The sequence below is a fragment of the Pseudomonas sp. FSL W7-0098 genome (assembly GCF_005930585.1).
GTDB lineage: Bacteria > Pseudomonadota > Gammaproteobacteria > Pseudomonadales > Pseudomonadaceae > Aquipseudomonas > Aquipseudomonas bubulae.
This window is the reverse complement of sequence record NZ_RXHW01000014.1, coordinates 17,965-35,416: the sequence shown is the minus strand read 5'-3', so window position 1 is coordinate 35,416 and position 17,452 is coordinate 17,965. Positions and strand designations below refer to the sequence as shown.

Here is a 17,452-nt window from a genome sequence, read left to right as displayed (position 1 = left end):
TGAGGCTTGAGGCTTACAACTGCCTCACTGCGACTTGCGGACCCGCAGGTACCACTCGGAGAGCAGCCGCACTTGTTTGTCGGTATAGCCACGTTCGACCATTCGAGTAACAAAGTCGTTGTGTTTTTGCTGGTCCTCTTTGCTTGCCTTGGCGTTGAAACTGATAACCGGCAGCAGGTCTTCGGTGTTGGAGAACATTTTTTTCTCGATCACCACCCGCAGTTTCTCGTAACTGAGCCAGGTTGGATTCTTACCGTTGTTGTTCGCCCGGGCACGCAGTACGAAGTTGACGATTTCGTTGCGGAAATCTTTCGGATTGCTGATGCCGGCCGGTTTCTCGATTTTTTCCAACTCTTCGTTGAGGGCCACGCGGTTGAGGATTTCGCCGGTTTCCGGATCCCGGTATTCCTGGTCCTGAATCCAGAAGTCGGCGTAGAGCACATAACGGTCGAAGATGTTTTGCCCGTATTCGCTGTAGGACTCCAGGTAAGCGGTCTGGATTTCCTTGCCGATAAATTCGATGTAGCGCGGCGCCAGGTATTCCTTGAGGAAACGCAGGTAGCGCTCGCGGGTTTCGGCCTGGAATTGTTCCTGTTCGATCTGCTGTTCGAGCACATAAAGCAGGTGCACCGGGTTGGCGGCAATTTCGTGGGGGTCGAAGTTGAATACCTTGGACAGGATCTTGAACGCAAAACGGGTCGAAAGGCCATTCATGCCTTCGTCCACACCCGCGTTGTCACGGTACTCCTGGATGGACTTGGCTTTCGGGTCGGTGTCCTTGAGGTTCTCGCCGTCATAAACCCGCATCTTGGAATAGATGTTGGAGTTTTCCGGTTCTTTGAGGCGCGACAGTACGGTGAACTGGGCCAGCATCTTCAGGGTGTCGGGTGCGCAATGGGCTTTGGCCAGTGAGCTGTTGAACAGCAGTTTGTCGTAGATTTTCACTTCGTCACTGACACGCAGGCAGTACGGTACTTTGACGATGTAGATCCGGTCGATAAACGCTTCGTTGTTCTTGTTGTTGCGGAAGGTATGCCATTCCGATTCGTTGGAGTGGGCAAGCAGGATGCCGGTAAACGGAATCGCGCCCAAGCCTTCGGTACTGTTGTAGTTACCTTCCTGGGTAGCCGTCAGCAGTGGGTGCAGCACCTTGATGGGTGCCTTGAACATCTCCACGAACTCCATCAGGCCCTGGTTGGACCGGCACAGAGCGCCCGAGTAGCTGTAGGCGTCGGCATCGTTCTGCGGGAATTCTTCCAGTTTGCGGATATCGACCTTACCTACAAGGGCCGAAATGTCCTGGTTGTTTTCGTCACCGGGTTCGGTTTTGGCTACACCGATCTGGTTGAGGATCGACGGGTACAGTTTTACAACGCGGAACTGGCTGATATCACCGCCAAACTCGGCAAGGCGCTTGGTGGCCCACGGCGACATGATGGTGCTCAGGTAGCGTTTGGGAATGCCGAAGTCTTCTTCGAGGATCGCGCCATCTTCGGTGGCGTTGAACAGGCCCAAAGGCGACTCGAAAACCGGTGAGCCCTTGATTGCATAGAAGGGGACTTTTTCAATCAACTGTTTGAGCTTTTCGGCAAGGGATGACTTGCCGCCCCCTACCGGGCCCAGCAGGTAAAGGATTTGTTTTTTCTCTTCCAGGCCCTGTGCGGCATGGCGGAAGTAGGAAACTATCTGGTCGATGCATTCTTCCATTCCGTGGAAGTCTTCAAAGGCCGGGTAGCGGCGAATCACCTTGTTGGAGAAAATCCTCGACAGCCGGGAGTCGGTTGAGGTGTCCAGCAGTTCCGGCTCGCCAATGGCCAGCAGTAGCCGTTCCGCGGCTGAGGCGTAAGTGCTTTTGTCCTGTTTGCACAGCTCAAGATATTCCTGGAGCGTAAGCTCTTCCTGGCGTGTGGACTCGAAGCGTTGTTGGAAGTGGCTAAAAATACTCATGACGTCACCTCGCTCGATACGTGGAGTCGGCGATAGATCGGTCAGTTCGAGTGCTGGCATGCAGCAGCATTTCAGCTGCTGTGTACCCCCCAGGACACCATCAAGGTGGCTAACCCCTTGAAGTTACTACCGATGATCCATTCGCCGGTGTACCGGCTCTCCCCAGATTTGGATGGCCTGAGGTAAAGGATAGTTGGTAATACGGGAGGTCAAGGTCAGATGCGTGAATTGTTGCCTTAGACCGTTGGTCAGGCAGGCCCCAAGCCCTCTGATCACGGGGGCTGGGGCTGATAAAAATATTATTCGCCCGGGCTTTGGGCGGTTTCGTCCGGGTAAGTGGTACGCCACAACTCGAAGCCGCCATCCAGGCTGTAGACCTCGCTAAAGCCCTGGCCGACAAGATACGCCGCAGCGCTCTGGCTGGAGTTGCCGTGGTAGCAGGCCACGATCAGAGGGGCGTCGAGGTCGGCGTTGGCGATGAAATCGTGCAGCGAGTGGTTGTCCAGATGTTTTGAACCGCTGATGTGATTGGCGGCGAAAGCTTGCGGGTCACGCACGTCGACGACTACGGCGCCTTGTTCGCGCAGGGCCTGAGCCTGTTCTGGCGGGATGCGTTTGAATTCGGTCATGGGAAATTCCTGTGGCCTGAAAGCGGGCGCGGCTGGCTGGCGCCCAAGGGTTGGGAAGTTGGTGCGGAGTGTGGGGCAATGCCGGGTACGGCAAGTGTTGGATCGTCGCAATCGCAGAGCAGGCGTTGGCCGGTGTCGACATTGAGCAGGGTCATGGCGCCGCCCCAGACACAGCCGGTATCGAGTGCGAAGATGCCGGGTTCCTTGCAGTTGCCTTCCAGTGCTGCCCAATGCCCGAAGATGATCTTGAGGCCTTGGGTTTTGCGTTCTTTGTAGCTGAACCATGGAGCGAAGCCGGGCGGTGCAGTACCTACGCCTTCTTTGCTTTTCAGGTCGAGCTTGCCGTCCCGGGTGCAGAACCGCATACGGGTGAAATAGTTGGTAATAACCCGCAACCGGGTAACGCCGGTCAGTCCGTTATCCCATTTGGCCGGGTCGTTGCCGTACATGCCGTCGAGATAGGGGCCGACAAGGTTGTCATCGCGCAGCGCCTGTTCGACTTCGCTGGCGCATTTGAGGGCTTTTTTCAGCGTCCACTGGGGCGGTATTCCGGCATGCACCAGTGCAACCTCACGCTCGGCATCGTAATGCAGCAGCGGTTGCTGACGCAGCCAGTTCAACAACTCATCGCAATCGGGGGCCTGGAGAATTTCGCGCAAAGTGTCGCCTTTTTTCAGGCGTTCGATATTGCGCCCCACGGCCAGCAGGTGCAGGTCATGGTTGCCCAGTACACACACCAGCGACTCGCGCATGCGATACAGAAAGCGCAGGGTTTCCAGTGATTCGGGACCGCGGTTGACCAGGTCGCCCACCAGCCAGAGCTTGTCTTTGGTGGGGTCGAAGGCCACGCGTTCGAGCAGGCGCTTGAGCGGTTTCAGGCAGCCTTGCAAGTCGCCAACGGCATACACCGCCATCAGTGCAGGGCTCCGGGTACCGCCAGGCGAAAGGGCGCAATAATGGCTTTGAACTCATGACCGTCATCGGCATGCATCAGGTAGCTGCCCTGCATGGTGCCGACTTTGGTTGTGATGACCGACCCACTGCTGTAGGTGTGCTCGCTGCCGGGATCAATCTTGGGTTGCAGTCCTACAACACCGGCGCCACGGACTTCTTCTACATGACCATCGCCGTCGGTGATTACCCAGTGCCGTGACAACAGCTTGGCAGGTATTGAACCGTTGTTGCGTACCGTGATGGTGTACGCAAAGGCAAAGCGCTGATGCTCGGGCTGTGATTGTTCTGGCAGGTAACGTGTGACGACGCTGACGTCGACCAGATAGCGGGGATCGTGCATGCGAGAGGCCTTACTTGAAAGCGAAGACACAGTTCGGGATAAAACTGATGCCTGAGTCTAGGCCAAACAGCGGGTACCCGGCTAGACGTGGCGTCTGGCCGGGTACCCGTTTTTTCTCGGCGATCAGTCGGCGGCGGGCGCCACGACCGGTTGCTCGCTGAGCTTGTCGGCCAGGCGCACGAAGGCGGCCAGGTCGAGTTGCTCCGGGCGTTTGCTGCCATCGACGCCTGCGGCTTCGATTTCAGCGTTGCTGAGCAAGGCTTTGAGGGTGTTGCGCAGGGTCTTGCGGCGCTGGTTGAAGGCTTCGCGAACCACGCGCTCAAGCAGGCGGTGGTCTTTGGCCGGATGCGGCAGCACTTCGTGGGGCACCAGACGGACAATCGCTGAATCAACTTTCGGCGGCGGGTTGAATGCACCCGGGCCTACGTTGAACAGGTGTTCGACGCGGCAGTGGTACTGAACCATGATCGACAGACGACCCCAATCACCACCGCCAGGCCCGGCGGCCATGCGCTCAACCACTTCTTTTTGCAGCATGAAGTGCATGTCGCGGATCAGCTCGGCGTTTTTCAGCAGGTGAAAAATCAACGGCGTGGAGATGTTGTACGGCAGGTTACCAACCACGCGCAGGGTGCGAGGGGCAGCATTGAGGCTCTTGAAGTCGAACTTCAGGGCATCACCCTGGTGCAGGGTGAAGTTGCTCATGCCGGCAAACTGGCGGTTGAGGATCGGCACCAGATCCTTGTCGAGCTCCACAACGTCGAGCTGGCCACCGCTGTTGAGAATGCCTTCGGTGAGGGCGCCCTGGCCCGGGCCGATTTCCAGCAGGCGTTCGCCAGCCTTGGCGTTGATGGCGCGCAGGATGCGGTCGATAACCCCGGCATCGTGCAGGAAGTTCTGACCAAAGCGCTTGCGCGCCTTGTGTTGGTATTGCTCGTTCATATACGGGTCTCGGCCATCTGGTAGGCGGTTTCCAGGGCGACTTGCAGGCTGCCGGTATCGATCTTGCCACTACCCGCCAGATCCAGGGCGGTGCCGTGGTCGACAGAGGTGCGGATAATCGGCAAGCCCAGGGTGATGTTGACTGCGGCACCAAACCCTTTGTACTTGAGTACGGGCAGGCCTTGGTCGTGGTACATCGCCAGCACTGCGTCGCAGTGTTCCAGATATTTGGGGGTAAACAGAGTGTCGGCAGGCAGCGGGCCACGCAGGTCCATGCCCTCGCTGCGCAGGCGCTCCAGGGTTGGTTCGATGATGTCTGTTTCTTCGTGGCCCAAATGGCCGCCTTCACCTGCATGGGGGTTGAGCCCGCAAACCAGGATGCGCGGCCGGGCGATGCCAAATTTTTGTTTTAGGTCGGCGTGCAGAATGCGGGTGACCCGCATCAGTCGCTCGGGGGTGATTGCATCGCTGACCTGACGCAGGGGCAGGTGAGTGGTGACCAATGCCACGCGCAGTCCGCGGGTGGCAAGCATCATCACGACCTGCGGTGTATGGGTCAGGTCGGCGAGGAATTCGGTATGCCCGGAGAACGGGATGCCCGCTTCGTTGATCACGCCCTTGTGCACCGGGGCGGTGATCATGCCGGCAAAGTCGCCATCCACGCAGCCCTGGGCGGCGCGTGTGAGGGTTTGCAGCACAAAGGCTGCGTTGGCCTTGTCCAGCTTGCCGGCGGTAACCGTGGCGTTCAACGGGGTGTCCCACACGTACAGGCTGCCTGCCGGAGCCGGCTGATCGGGCCAGTTGCCCGGCTCGACCGGTAGCAGGCTGACAGCCACACCGAGCTGCGCGGCCCGCTCAAGGAGCAGGTCGCAGCTGGTGATGGCGATCAGGGGGTGTGGCTGGTGCTGCGAGGCGAGAAGCAGGCACAGGTCGGGACCTATGCCTGCCGGTTCGCCGGGTGTCAGGGCAAAACGCTGTGTGTTCACTGCGCGGCCTGGCCTGCGCTGTCAGTACCGGTTGCGCCTGGCAGCTTGATTTCAACATAGGCTTCGTCGCGGATCTGACGCAGCCAGGATTGCAGCTCTTCATCGTATTTGCGGTTACGTAGAGCGTTCATAGCCTGTTGCTCGCGCGCTTGGGTGGTGCTGTCAGTGGCACGACGGCCAAGGACTTCCAGAACATGCCAGCCGTATTGGGTCTTGAACGGCTTGGACAGCACACCTTGCGGAGTGTCGGCCATGGCTTCGCGGAACTCGGGCACCAGCGAATTCGGGTCAACCCAGTTCAGGTCGCCGCCGTTGAGGGCGGAGCCCGGGTCTTCCGAGTAAGTCTTGGCCAGGGTGGCAAAGTCTTCGCCCGACGTAATGCGGTCGTAGATTTTGGCTGCCAGTTCTTTGGTTTGCGCTTCAGTACGAATTTCGCTTGGCTTGATCAGGATATGACGGACATGGACTTCGTCCACCACCACTGATCCACCGCCGCGTTTCGCGTTCAGCTTGAGGATGATGAAGCCGCCTGGCGTGCGTACTGGAGGTGTAACGTCGCCTACAGGCATCTCACTGAGCATGCGGTCGAAAGGGGGAGGCAGTTGAGCAGCTTTACGCCAGCCCATGTCGCCACCTTCCAGTGCCGTGTCGCTGCCGGAGCGGGCGATGGCCATTTGGGCAAAGTCAGCGCCCTGCTTGAGCTTGTTGTAGACCTCTTCAGCTTGCTTTGCCGCGTTCTGGATGGCTTCCGAGCTCGCGCTTTCAGGCGTCGGGATCAGGATATTGGCCAGGTGGAATTCTTCGGACATCTGCATTTTGCCAAGGTCCGAGGCCAGGAAGTTTTTCACTTCCTGATCCGTGACCTGAATGCGCTCAGCCACGCGGCGTTGACGCACACGGCTGATGATCATCTCGCGACGCACCTGTTCACGGGCATCTTCATACGACAGACCGTCGTGGGCCAGGGCCTGACGGAATTGCTCGATGGTCATGTTGTTGCGCTGGGCAATGGTGCCGATAGCCTGGTTCAGTTCTTCGTCCGTGATGCGAATGCCTGAACGCTCGCCGATCTGCAGTTGCAGGTTTTCGACGATCAGGCGCTCAAGCACTTGCTGATCCAGAACACTGGCAGGCGGTACACCCTGGCCACGCTTGGCGATGGTTTGCTGAACTTCGTGGACACGCTGGTCCAGTTGGCTCTGCATGATCACGTCGTTGTCGACGATGGCCACCACTTTATCCAGGGGCTGTACTGCAGCGCTGGCTGCAGTACCCAGGAACAACGCGCCCAGCATTAGCGGGCGCAGACACTCAGAAAGCTTGATCTTCACGTTCACGATAACCTTGGATGCCTTTGTCGAGGAAGCTCTCTACTTTGGTGCCAACAACGCCACCGAGACCTTTCAGCACAACTTGGAGGAAGAGACCATGGTCGCCCTTCTCGTTTTGAGGGGCTTCCTGGGTGTACTCGTCGTTGGATACCCAGTAACGGCTGATCAGACGAAGCTTCCAGCAGCAGTTGTCGTACTCGAAGCCACCGAAGGCTTCCAGGGTACGGTTGCGGTTGTAGTCGTACTGCCAGCGGCTGATGGCGTTCCATTGCGGCACGATCGGCCAGATAACCGAGAAGTCGTGCTGCTTGATCTTGTAGTAATCCTTGATGTAGCCAGGATCACCCGGGGACAGATAGTCGCCACCGCCCACAGTCCACTTGCCGGTGTACTGGTCGTAGCGCACCTGGTCGTTGCGGTAGCGGAAGCCTGCGTTGACCACCTTGTTCGGGTTGTCTTCAGGCTGGTAGTGCATCATCGCACTGCCTGAGCGCGGGCTGCGGGTTTCCGGATCCCAGTTGTAGTCAGCAGTCGCACGCCAGTCGCGGTTGAAGCGATAGGCGTATTCAAGGGCATAAGGGGACACGCTGGATGTAGCATCCTTGCGGTCTGCGTCAATGCCCGGTAACTGAACTTTGCGGTCCTTGAAGTAGTAGGCCTGGCCCACGCTGATGCGTTGACGCTCAAAGCCGTTGTCTTCGATCAGGCGGCTGGTCAGACCCAGCGACAGCTTGTTCTCGTCGCCTACACGGTCAGTACCGGTAAAGCGGTTGTCACGCCACAGCGAGGAATAGCTGAAGGTGCTTTCGCTGGTGTCGAAGATCGGGATGTCATCCTGATTTTTCTCTGGGACATACAGATAAAACGCACGCGGCTCGAGGGTCTGGCGGTAGTTGGTACCGAACCAGTTGGTGTTGCGGTCGAAGTACAGGCCGCTGTCGACGCTGGCGATTGGCACGCTGCGGTTGACCGAGCTATCGAATTTCTGGCCAGTGGGCAGCTCAGACTTTCCGGTGCCATCCAAGTCCAGGTCGTACTGGGTGTACATGTACTTCAGGGACGGCGTCAGGAAGCCATAGCTCCAGTTCAGCGGCAGGCTGACACTAGGTGCAAGATTCATGCGCGTACCGTTGGCACGGGCCAGGCCTTTCACGTTGGTGTCCAGACGATCTGCTGTGGTGCCGTCTTCGTTGGTGTACTTACCGGTTTCCAAGTCGCGATCGAATCGCACCAGTTCGGTGTTGTAGGCGAAGTTCAGGCCACCTGGGTGAGTTGGCAGCATCCCGTTGAGGGTGAGCTGCGGCAACATGTCGTAAGGCGTGATCTGGGTAACGGTAGCCAGTTGATAGGCCTGCACGTTCAGCTTGGCGGTGTAGTCATCGCCACGGTAGCTGACGGCGCCCTGCTGGTTCAGGTAGTCACGGCTTTCAACGCCGATCTGGTCACTTTCCAGGTCCTGGAAGTAATACGGATCGCTGATTTTGGTGTAGTCGACTTCGGTCAGTACACGGGAGTCGAGACCACCCTTGTGCTGCCAGTTAAGCATGTAGCGCTTGTCGGTGTAGTCGGTCTGGCGCTTGCGGTCGTCGTTGTCGTCGTTGAGGTACGCGGCACCTAACTGGCCTTCGCTCGATTCGGTCAGGTAGCGGAACTCGCCTTCCATCAACAGGCCGCGCTTGGTCATGTAGCGCGGGTACAACGTGGCATCGTAGTTGGGTGCCAGGTTGAAGTAGTACGGGGTCACGAGCATAAAGCCGGTGTCGGTGCTGCTGCTGAAGGACGGCGGCAGGAAACCGGACTGGCGGCGATCGTCGATCGGGAAATAGATGTACGGGGTGTAGAACACCGGAATGTCCTTGACCCGCAGCGTTACGTTGGTGGCCGTACCGAAACCGGTGGCCGGGTTCAACGTGATGTTATTGCCCTTGAGCTGCCAGGCGTTGCTGTTTGGCTCGCAGGTGGTGTAGGTACCATCCTTGAGGCGGATGATCGAGTCTTCCGCACGCTTGGCATACAGCGCACTGCCGCGGATGCGCGACTTGTGCAGCACATATTCGGCGTTGTCGACCTTGGCCGCACCCGTGTCCAGTTGCACATCGGCGTGGTCGCCGACGATCAGTGCGCCGTTGTCACGCAGGCGCACCTTGCCGTTGAGCTCGCCACGGCTTTCAGCCTGGTACAGGCTGGCTTCGTCGGCTTCGATCTGCATGCTGCCCTGGCGCATGACTACGTCACCGGCCAGGGTCGCAACCTGCTCTTCCTGCTCATAGCGGGAGGCTTTGGCGCCGATAAAGGTCGGGGCGTCGCTTTTGCTGGTGGGGTCGTTCATGCCCGGACGGATGGGCTCTACGTACGAACCGGAGCAGTACGGGCCGGTTTCGGCCAACTGGGCAGCGGTCAGCTTGTCCCGGGGCACCCAGTCGAGGTGACTGTAATCGTCACTGCGCGCCTTGAGCCCACGGCCTTTGGCCTCGGTGACCAGCGGGGCCTGTTTGGCCTGCTCGCTGGTTTCACCGCTGGCACCCACAGACCCGTCACCGTGCGCAGGACGCGGTGGCAGTTGCGCCACGTTGGTTTTTGGTGCGCAATCCCAGCCCCCCGTAGCCGACACGGAACAGTCATACTGCTCCTCGGCAAACGCGAACGGCGTGGCGAGAGGTTGCATGGCCAGCAAACTGCCGGTTACCAGCAACGGAAATTTTTTACGAAACGCGGGGGATTTCAATGCCATCTTATTAGTCCGGGCTTCCTGCGTGCCATCAGCCCGCGGTGGGGGACCGCACGCCTATCGATGGTCTGGAAAAGATTCTGGATAATAAAGCATGACCCGCTTGACGGCTAGCGCCGTCGGAGACCCTTGTAATGCCTGACCAAGATGTACGCCTGCAACACCTGAAAGTTTGGCTGGATGAGCAGCTGGCAACCGTGTTCGAGAATGAGGGTTGGGGAGCTGTGCCCCCGGCCACGTTGACTGCTGCCAGTAGCGATGCGAGCTTCAGACGCTATTTTCGCTGGGAGGGCGAGGGCCGCAGTTTTGTTGTCATGGACGCGCCGCCGCCCCAGGAAAACTGCAAACCTTTCGTCGATATTGCTGATTTTTTGCGAACTTGCCTGATTAACGTACCGAAAATTTACGCTCAGGATCTTGATCGCGGCTTTCTATTGCTCAACGATCTGGGCAACAAGACCTTCCTGGACGTGATCAACAGCAGCAACGCCGACGAGTTGTTCAAGGATGCCATTGAAGCCTTGCTGGCCTTTCAGCAATTGCCGATGACCGAGCCTTTGCCCAGCTATGACGTGGCCTTGTTGCGCCGCGAGCTGGAGCTGTTCCCCGAGTGGTACGTGCGAGCTCACCTGGGGGTGGATTTCAATGAGCAGCAACAGGCCGTCTGGCAACGAGTCAGTACGCTGCTGATCGACAGTGCCCTGGCGCAGCCCAAAGTGCTGGTGCACCGCGACTTTATGCCGCGCAACCTGATGCTCAGCATTCCCAATCCTGGGGTGCTGGATTTCCAGGACGCAGTGTATGGCCCGGTGACGTACGACATTACGTGCCTGTTCAAGGACGCCTTCTTGAGCTGGCCTGAAGAGCGTGTGCGCAACTGGCTGCAGGATTACTGGAAGCTGGCGCTGCCGTTGGGCATCCCGGTGCAGCGCGATTTTGAAGAATTCTTGCGCGCCAGCGACCTGATGGGTGTGCAGCGGCATTTGAAAGTGATCGGCATTTTTGCCCGCATTTGTCATCGCGATGGCAAACCACGCTATCTGGCCGATGTACCGCGCTTCTTCTCTTATATAGAAGCTGTGCTGGCGCGACGTCCCGAGCTGGCAGAGCTGGGTGAGTTGTTCAGCAGTCTGGGGCTGGTCAGCGAGGTCGATGCATGAAGGCGATGATTCTGGCCGCCGGTAAGGGCGAGCGCTTGCGGCCACTGACCCTGCATACACCAAAGCCCTTGGTGCGTGTGGGTGGCGTGCCGTTGATCGAGTACCACTTGCGGGCGCTGGCCGCGGCAGGTTTTACCGACATTGTGATCAACCATGCCTGGCTGGGTCAGCAAATTGAAGATCATCTGGGCGACGGTTCGCAGTTTGGTGTCAGCATCCAGTACTCCCCGGAAGGCGAACCGCTAGAGACCGGTGGCGGAATTTTCCAGGCGCTGGCGTTGCTTGGCGATGACCCCTTTGCCGTGGTGAACGGTGATATCTGGACCGATTACGAGTTTGCTGCCTTGCGTCAGCCGTTGACCGGGCTGGCTCATCTGGTTCTTGTGGATAACCCGGCACACCACACGAGCGGTGATTTCAGCTTGAGCGGCGGACAGGTTCAAGATGGCATGTCGGGTGCCGATACGCTGACCTACAGCGGTATCGCCGTGCTTCACCCCGATCTGTTCAGGGGCTGTACGGCGGGTGCATTCAAACTGGCACCGCTATTACGTAACGCCATGGCGGCAGGGCAAGTGACAGGTGAGCGATTGCAAGGGCATTGGGTGGATGTAGGGACGCACGAGCGCCTGGCCGAGGTCGAGTCGTTGATCAAGGACGCGCGCTAGCATGTTGTGGCCAGGGACTCTGATCGGAGCCGGAGCAGGCTTTTTCATAGCCAGTATTCCGGGGGCCATGCTCGGTGCTTTACTGGGGCAGGCGCTCGACCGGCGCTTGCAACTGCACAGTTGGGCCGATCTGCTTGAGCGTTTTGGTGCCCGGCCGGTTCTGCGCAACGATGAGTTGTTGTTTGTGTTGCTCGGTCGTCTGGCCAAAAGCGGCGGACAGGTGGTGGGCAAGCATATCGAGCAGGCGCGGCTGGAAATGCGTCAGCTCGATATGGAGCCTGCAGCGCAAAAGCGTGCCATTGCCGCGTTCAACCGTGGCAAATCCGGTACTGATTCGCTGCGCGGTTACCTGAAACGGCTCAAGGCTCAGCCTCATGCGGCAGAAGGTGTATTGCGTGCCTGCTGGCGAATGATCCTGGCCGATGGCCGGGTGGCTCCCCAGGAACGTGAGCTGATAGTGCTTTGGGGGGGCTGGCTGGGCTGGACCCGCCAACAGGTTCTGGTGTTGGGTGGCGAACATGAGCCTCAGCCCAAACCGCTGGCGACCCGTGGCGGTACCTACCGGCAAGCGCTGCTTCTGCTGGGGGTGACCGAGGCCAGTGATCCTGAGCAAATCAAGCGAGCCTATCGCCGCCTGCTCAGTCGTCATCACCCGGACAAGGTTGCCGGCAGCGGTGCGGGCCCGGCGCAGGTGCGCGAGGCCACGGAAAAAACCCGTGAACTGCACCAGGCCTACGCCTCGATCCGTGAACGGCGTGGTTTTTAGCGCAGTTTACTTATCCACAGGTTGCGGGCTGAGCCAGCCGCGTACACGGCGAAACAACTGCTCCTGTTCACCATCCCGGTTGCCCGGGGTGGCGAACAATCCGACCTGCTTGAAATTCGACCCGTTGGCTCGCTTGCTGGCCTGCAATCTTTGCAGGGCGGCTTCGCGGGCCAGGGGTTGGTCTTTATAGAAGATATCCAGCAGCGCCACGTTGAGGGCCGGGGTCAACTGGCTCAGGTCCGGCTCTGCCAACACAGGTTTGCGGGCAGACACCATGATCAGTTTCTGGATCTGGGCAGGATGCTTGGTACTGATATAACGCGACGCCCAGTAGGCCCCGGAACCATGGCCGAGCAGAACGATAGTGCGCATGTTCTGGTGCTGGGCAAAGGCAATCGCTGCATCAATACGGGCGAAGATGCGCTCGGCATCGGCCTTGTCCAGGTCTTGCCCGGTTTGAGCCGCTTCGGATTCCGTGCTTTCGGTGCCGTCACTGGCGGCCTGCTCGATGGGTTTGGCCGTGGTGGTGGCTGCCTTGCTGCTACTGTCTGTCGCAATTGCAGCAGGAGGTTTCTCTGGTTCGGCTTCGCGCGGCTGGCTGGCTTCGCTTTGCATGTCCGGCAGACTCAGGCTCAGGCTGGCCCAGTTGGCGTCCGGCAGCTTGTTGCGCAGAGGGCTGACGGTCAGTGGCCAGTCAGCGGTTTCACCGGCTCCGGGGATGATGATGACCGCACCCTCGGGGGCGCTGCTGTTTGCGGGCTTCCACAGGGCGAGAAAACTGTCATTGGGTGCTTGCAGTTGTTGTTGCTCATGTTGCGGCAATTGCCGCTCAAGGGCCGCCGCATCTTCCAGACTGCGCTCGGGCAGGGGCGCGCGAACTGCGGGTTCTGGCTCGACTTGGGGCTTGGTATCGGCTGCAAGCACTGGCAGGGCGAACGGCAATATCAGCGACAGGCACAAAGCCGGTAGTGCCAGACGATAAGAAAACATCGGTTATTCCAGGCCAGAAGTAGTACCGGCAGCGTAATGGGTTGATCAGTATTTGTCAGGGTATGACGGTTGAGATGAAATGTTTTTGCTCTCTGTGAGTTATCGGCTCCTGGTGTGGTTGCGTGGGCGTAGCGAGAAAATGCGTACGGCTCGGGTCTAGATCCAGCAGGCATCCCACAGGGGGTAATCACCGATCCGCGAGGTCAGTTGAGAGCGGATCGGGTTTTTGATGATGTAGCGGGCGATGTTTTTAATGTCCTCTTCCTGTCTGACAGCCCTGTCGTGATAGCCCCTTTGCCAGATTCGCTCACTGGATCGGCATGCTTTATTGACCGTAATGCTGCTGCGTGACTTGAATCGGCACATCAACTCGCCCAGGGTTTTGGTACGTAACTCTACGAGCCAGTGGCAGTGGTCAGGCATGACCACCCAGGCGATGGACCTGACGATGCCGTCGTCGTGAGCATGCCGGAGTTGGTTCACCACAAGACGGCCTAGATGGAAGTCGGTAAATACGGGTCGCCGTAGCTCGGTGACGGCGGTGAGCAGGTATATGTGGCCGGGTTCGGAGTAGCGCCCGGTGCGCAGGTGACAAGCGTTGTTTGAAATTGGCAATCCTTTGCCCTCGGTCTGTTTTTTTCTAACGCTAGATCAGCCATCGGCAAGTATCAAAGTGAACACTTAACCGGATATTGCACTTTGCGTAGCAGCTGCCGAAGGAACGAGGCTGCGTTCGGCGGCGAAGCCGTCGTAAAAAAAGGCAACACGGTGTGTCATCTAAAACCGGGGTTGAGGGTTTACGGTCGCTGCGCAACCGAACGCAGCCTCGTTCCTTCGGCAGCTGCTACAAATGGCCAATCATCGCTGCTACGGTGTGCGGCACATAGCCAGCGGTATACAATGCGCGCCACCGTGTTTAGCCCACTAAAAGGTGCGTCATGCAGCCCTTCGCTATTGCCCCATCGATTCTTTCCGCCGATTTCGCCCGTCTCGGCGAAGAAGTGGACAACGTACTCGCCGCGGGTGCTGATATCGTTCACTTCGATGTCATGGACAACCATTACGTACCCAACCTGACCATCGGCCCGATGGTCTGCGCCGCCCTGCGCAAGTACGGCGTCACCGCACCGATTGATGCGCATCTGATGGTCAGCCCGGTCGATCGCATCATCGGCGACTTTATCGAAGCCGGCGCCACCTATATCACCTTCCACCCCGAAGCGACCCAGCACATCGACCGCTCCCTGCAACTGATCCGCGAAGGCGGCTGCAAGGCAGGTCTGGTGTTCAACCCGGCCACCCCGCTGGATGTGCTCAAGTACGTGATGGACAAGGTCGACATGATCTTGCTGATGAGCGTGAACCCGGGCTTTGGCGGGCAAAAATTCATTCCCGGCACGCTCAACAAACTGCGCGAAGCCCGTGCCCTGATCGATGCCAGCGGTCGCGAGATTCGCCTGGAAATCGACGGCGGCGTAAACGTTGGCAATATCCGTGAAATCGCTGAAGCCGGTGCCGATACCTTTGTCGCCGGCTCCGCCATTTTCAACACGCCAAACTATGAAGAAGTGATTCAGAAAATGCGTGCCGAGCTTGCGTTGGCCCGCCCATGAGCCGCTTTGAGCAGCTACTCCAGGGGCAGCTGCCAAAATTGGTGATGTTCGATCTGGATGGCACCCTGATTGATTCGGTACCGGATTTGGCCGTTGCCGTGGAGGCCATGCTGCTCAAGCTCGGTCGTCCGCCCGCCGGGATTGAAAACGTACGGCTGTGGATCGGTAACGGCGCGCCCATGCTGGTGCGCCGTGCCCTGGCCGGGAATATGGACGGCAGTGGTGTTGATGACACAGAGGCCGAACAGGCACTGGAAATTTTCATGGAAGCCTACGATGGTGGCCATGCACACACCAAGGTCTACCCCGGTGTGCGTGAAAGCCTCAAGTGGCTGCAAAAGCAGGGTGTTGAAATGGCCCTGATCACCAACAAGCCCGAACGCTTCGTGGCGCCATTACTGGATGAGTTGAAACTGGGACGGTTTTTTCGCTGGATTATCGGTGGCGACACCCTGCCACAGACAAAACCCGACCCTGCCGCCTTACTGTTTGTAATGAAAATGGCTGGCGCCACTCCCGCGCAATCGATATTTGTCGGCGATTCGCGAAATGACGTGCTGGCCGCCAAGGCTGCCGGTGTTCGTTGCGTAGCGCTGAGTTACGGCTACAACCACGGTCGCCCGATTGAAGAAGAGTCACCGGATATGGTGATTGGTAACCTGCAAGAGCTGATAGCCGGTTGCTTAGAATCTGCGCCTGAGATAACGTTGGGCAATTCTGTTTCCCCCTCTCGAAGAGATTCCATCGTGGTGGTCACCCGCAAACTCTGGATGAAAGTCATCAAGGCCCTGGCCCGCTGGCGTTGGCGCGCCTGACTTGAATCTGGCCGCGCAGTCGGCACGTTTGCATACCTGACCGTTTTACCCTCAGACCACGAGGCACCTCATGATCCGCGAAGAATTCCTGCGTTTGGCCGCTGCCGGCTATAACCGTATCCCCCTTGCACGCGAAACCCTGGCTGACTTCGACACGCCGTTGTCGATCTACCTGAAACTGGCCGATCAGCCCAACTCCTATTTGCTGGAGTCGGTGCAGGGCGGCGAGAAGTGGGGGCGTTATTCGATTATTGGCTTGCCATGCCGCACTGTGTTGCGTGTGCATGATCATCAGGTCAGCGTGACCCATGACGGTGTCGAGATCGAAGCCTGTGAGGTTGAGGATCCACTGACCTTCGTCGAGCAGTTCAAGGCCCGTTACAACGTGCCGACCATCGCCGGCTTACCGCGTTTCAACGGTGGCCTGGTGGGCTATTTCGGCTATGACTGCGTACGTTATGTGGAGAAACGCCTGGGCAAGTGCCCGAACCCCGATCCTCTGGGTGTGCCGGATATTTTGCTGATGGTATCGGACGCCGTGGTGGTGTTCGACAACCTGGCGGGCAAGATGCACGCGATTGTGCTGGTCGACCCGGCTCAGCCTGAGGCTTATGAAGAAGGCCAGGCCCGGCTTGAGGCGCTGCTTGAACAACTGCGTCAACCGATTACCCCGCGTCGCGGCCTGGACTTTACAGCGCAGCAGTCGGCTGACCCGGTGTTTCGCTCCAGCTTCACCCAGGGCGATTACGAGAAAGCCGTCGATACCATCAAGGACTACATCCTTGCGGGCGATTGCATGCAGGTAGTGCCCTCGCAGCGAATGTCCATCGACTTCAAGGCTGCGCCCATCGACCTGTATCGCGCTCTGCGCTGCTTCAACCCTACGCCGTATATGTACTTCTTCAACTTTGGCGACTTCCATGTTGTGGGCAGCTCGCCGGAAGTGCTGGTACGGGTTGAAGACAATCTGATTACCGTACGCCCGATTGCCGGCACGCGTCCGCGTGGCGCAACCGAAGAGGCTGATCTGGCGCTTGAAGAAGACCTGCTCAGTGATGACAAGGAAATCGCCGAGCACCTGATGCTGATCGACCTGGGCCGTAATGACACGGGTCGTGTATCTGAAGTCGGTTCGGTCAAGCTCACCGAGAAAATGGTGATCGAGCGTTATTCCAACGTCATGCACATTGTGTCCAACGTCACCGGCCAGCTTAAAAGCGGGCTGACAGCGATGGATGCACTGCGGGCGATTCTGCCGGCGGGTACGTTGTCTGGCGCACCGAAAATTCGTGCGATGGAAATCATCGACGAACTGGAACCGGTCAAGCGCGGTGTGTATGGCGGGGCTGTGGGTTACTTCGCCTGGAACGGCAATATGGATACAGCGATTGCGATCCGTACTGCAGTGATCAAGGACGGAGAGCTGCATGTGCAGGCCGGTGGCGGCATTGTTGCTGATTCGGTCCCGGCCCTGGAATGGGAAGAAACGCTGAACAAGCGCCGAGCAATGTTCCGTGCCGTGGCCCTGGCCGAACAAACCCCGCGGGATTAAAGCCTGCTGCAGACTTCGTGGGAGCGAGCAG

16 protein-coding genes are annotated in these 17,452 nt (G+C 58.6%); 6 read left to right on the top strand and 10 right to left on the bottom strand.

Annotated features, from left to right (window positions below):
- Positions 1-24 precede the first annotated feature (24 nt).
- The 8 genes from FHL07_RS21610 to FHL07_RS21575 form a co-directional block, all read right to left on the bottom strand.
- Entirely contained in the window at positions 25-1,947 is a 1,923-nt protein-coding gene (locus tag FHL07_RS21610) for a PrkA family serine protein kinase (protein ID WP_016782433.1), read from the bottom strand.
- 299 nt (positions 1,948-2,246) lie between these two features.
- Entirely contained in the window at positions 2,247-2,576 is a 330-nt protein-coding gene (gene glpE, locus FHL07_RS21605) for a thiosulfate sulfurtransferase GlpE (protein ID WP_094999933.1), read from the bottom strand.
- Positions 2,573-3,490 (bottom strand): symmetrical bis(5'-nucleosyl)-tetraphosphatase, encoded by a 918-nt coding sequence (locus FHL07_RS21600; protein WP_094999934.1) that lies wholly within the window; start codon positions 3,488-3,490, stop codon positions 2,573-2,575. Before FHL07_RS21600 ends, glpE begins: the two co-directional genes overlap by 4 nt.
- Positions 3,490-3,870 carry a Co2+/Mg2+ efflux protein ApaG gene (gene apaG / locus FHL07_RS21595; protein ID WP_094999935.1) on the bottom strand — a complete coding sequence of 127 codons (381 nt, stop codon included), beginning with the start codon at positions 3,868-3,870 and terminating at the stop codon, positions 3,490-3,492. Before apaG ends, FHL07_RS21600 begins: the two co-directional genes overlap by 1 nt.
- 123 nt (positions 3,871-3,993) lie before the next feature.
- The gene (gene rsmA / locus FHL07_RS21590) at positions 3,994-4,812 is read right to left on the bottom strand and encodes a 16S rRNA (adenine(1518)-N(6)/adenine(1519)-N(6))-dimethyltransferase RsmA (RefSeq protein ID WP_094999936.1); all 819 of its coding nucleotides are present in this window, start codon (positions 4,810-4,812) and stop codon (positions 3,994-3,996) included.
- Positions 4,809-5,798, bottom strand: coding sequence for a 4-hydroxythreonine-4-phosphate dehydrogenase PdxA (gene pdxA / locus FHL07_RS21585; RefSeq protein WP_094999937.1), 990 nt, complete (start codon positions 5,796-5,798; stop codon positions 4,809-4,811). The genes rsmA and pdxA overlap by 4 nt, the downstream gene beginning before the upstream one ends.
- Complete coding sequence (surA, locus tag FHL07_RS21580) at positions 5,795-7,135, bottom strand: peptidylprolyl isomerase SurA (protein ID WP_178084404.1); 1,341 nt, start codon at positions 7,133-7,135, stop codon at positions 5,795-5,797. Before surA ends, pdxA begins: the two co-directional genes overlap by 4 nt.
- Positions 7,110-9,860 carry an LPS-assembly protein LptD gene (locus tag FHL07_RS21575; RefSeq protein WP_095019499.1) on the bottom strand — a complete coding sequence of 917 codons (2,751 nt, stop codon included), beginning with the start codon at positions 9,858-9,860 and terminating at the stop codon, positions 7,110-7,112. The genes surA and FHL07_RS21575 overlap by 26 nt, the downstream gene beginning before the upstream one ends.
- Positions 9,861-9,991: 131 nt before the next feature.
- Here FHL07_RS21575 and FHL07_RS21570 point away from each other — a divergent pair, with 131 nt between their 5' ends.
- From FHL07_RS21570 to FHL07_RS21560, 3 genes are read left to right on the top strand one after another with little or no spacing between them, the layout of a single operon-like run.
- Positions 9,992-11,017 carry an aminoglycoside phosphotransferase family protein gene (locus FHL07_RS21570; protein ID WP_094999940.1) on the top strand — a complete coding sequence of 342 codons (1,026 nt, stop codon included), beginning with the start codon at positions 9,992-9,994 and terminating at the stop codon, positions 11,015-11,017.
- Positions 11,014-11,685: an N-acetylmuramate alpha-1-phosphate uridylyltransferase MurU gene (murU, locus tag FHL07_RS21565; protein WP_095023275.1), complete on the top strand. Its 672-nt coding sequence runs from the start codon at positions 11,014-11,016 to the stop codon at positions 11,683-11,685. Before FHL07_RS21570 ends, murU begins: the two co-directional genes overlap by 4 nt.
- Before the next feature lies 1 nt (position 11,686).
- On the top strand, positions 11,687-12,451 hold the full coding sequence (locus tag FHL07_RS21560; RefSeq protein WP_094999942.1) for a DnaJ domain-containing protein: 765 nt from the start codon (positions 11,687-11,689) through the stop codon (positions 12,449-12,451).
- A gap of 6 nt (positions 12,452-12,457) precedes the next feature.
- On the opposite strand, the gene FHL07_RS21555 is transcribed toward FHL07_RS21560, so the two are convergent.
- Both FHL07_RS21555 and FHL07_RS21550 read right to left on the bottom strand, forming a co-directional pair.
- On the bottom strand, positions 12,458-13,441 hold the full coding sequence (locus FHL07_RS21555; protein WP_095031834.1) for an alpha/beta hydrolase family protein: 984 nt from the start codon (positions 13,439-13,441) through the stop codon (positions 12,458-12,460).
- Between the two features lie 156 nt (positions 13,442-13,597).
- Positions 13,598-14,056, bottom strand: a complete 459-nt coding sequence (locus tag FHL07_RS21550; protein WP_095020431.1) for an REP-associated tyrosine transposase — start codon at positions 14,054-14,056, stop codon at positions 13,598-13,600.
- 323 nt (positions 14,057-14,379) lie between these two features.
- On the opposite strand from FHL07_RS21550, the gene rpe reads away from it, so the two are divergent.
- The 3 genes from rpe to trpE all read left to right on the top strand — a co-directional run bounded on the left by rpe (position 14,380) and on the right by trpE (position 17,421).
- On the top strand, positions 14,380-15,054 hold the full coding sequence (gene rpe / locus FHL07_RS21545) for a ribulose-phosphate 3-epimerase (protein ID WP_016782414.1): 675 nt from the start codon (positions 14,380-14,382) through the stop codon (positions 15,052-15,054).
- The gene (locus FHL07_RS21540) at positions 15,051-15,869 is read left to right on the top strand and encodes a phosphoglycolate phosphatase (protein WP_094999946.1); all 819 of its coding nucleotides are present in this window, start codon (positions 15,051-15,053) and stop codon (positions 15,867-15,869) included. The genes rpe and FHL07_RS21540 overlap by 4 nt, the downstream gene beginning before the upstream one ends.
- 70 nt (positions 15,870-15,939) lie before the next feature.
- Positions 15,940-17,421, top strand: coding sequence for an anthranilate synthase component I (gene trpE / locus FHL07_RS21535; RefSeq protein ID WP_095031835.1), 1,482 nt, complete (start codon positions 15,940-15,942; stop codon positions 17,419-17,421).
- Positions 17,422-17,452 lie beyond the last annotated feature (31 nt).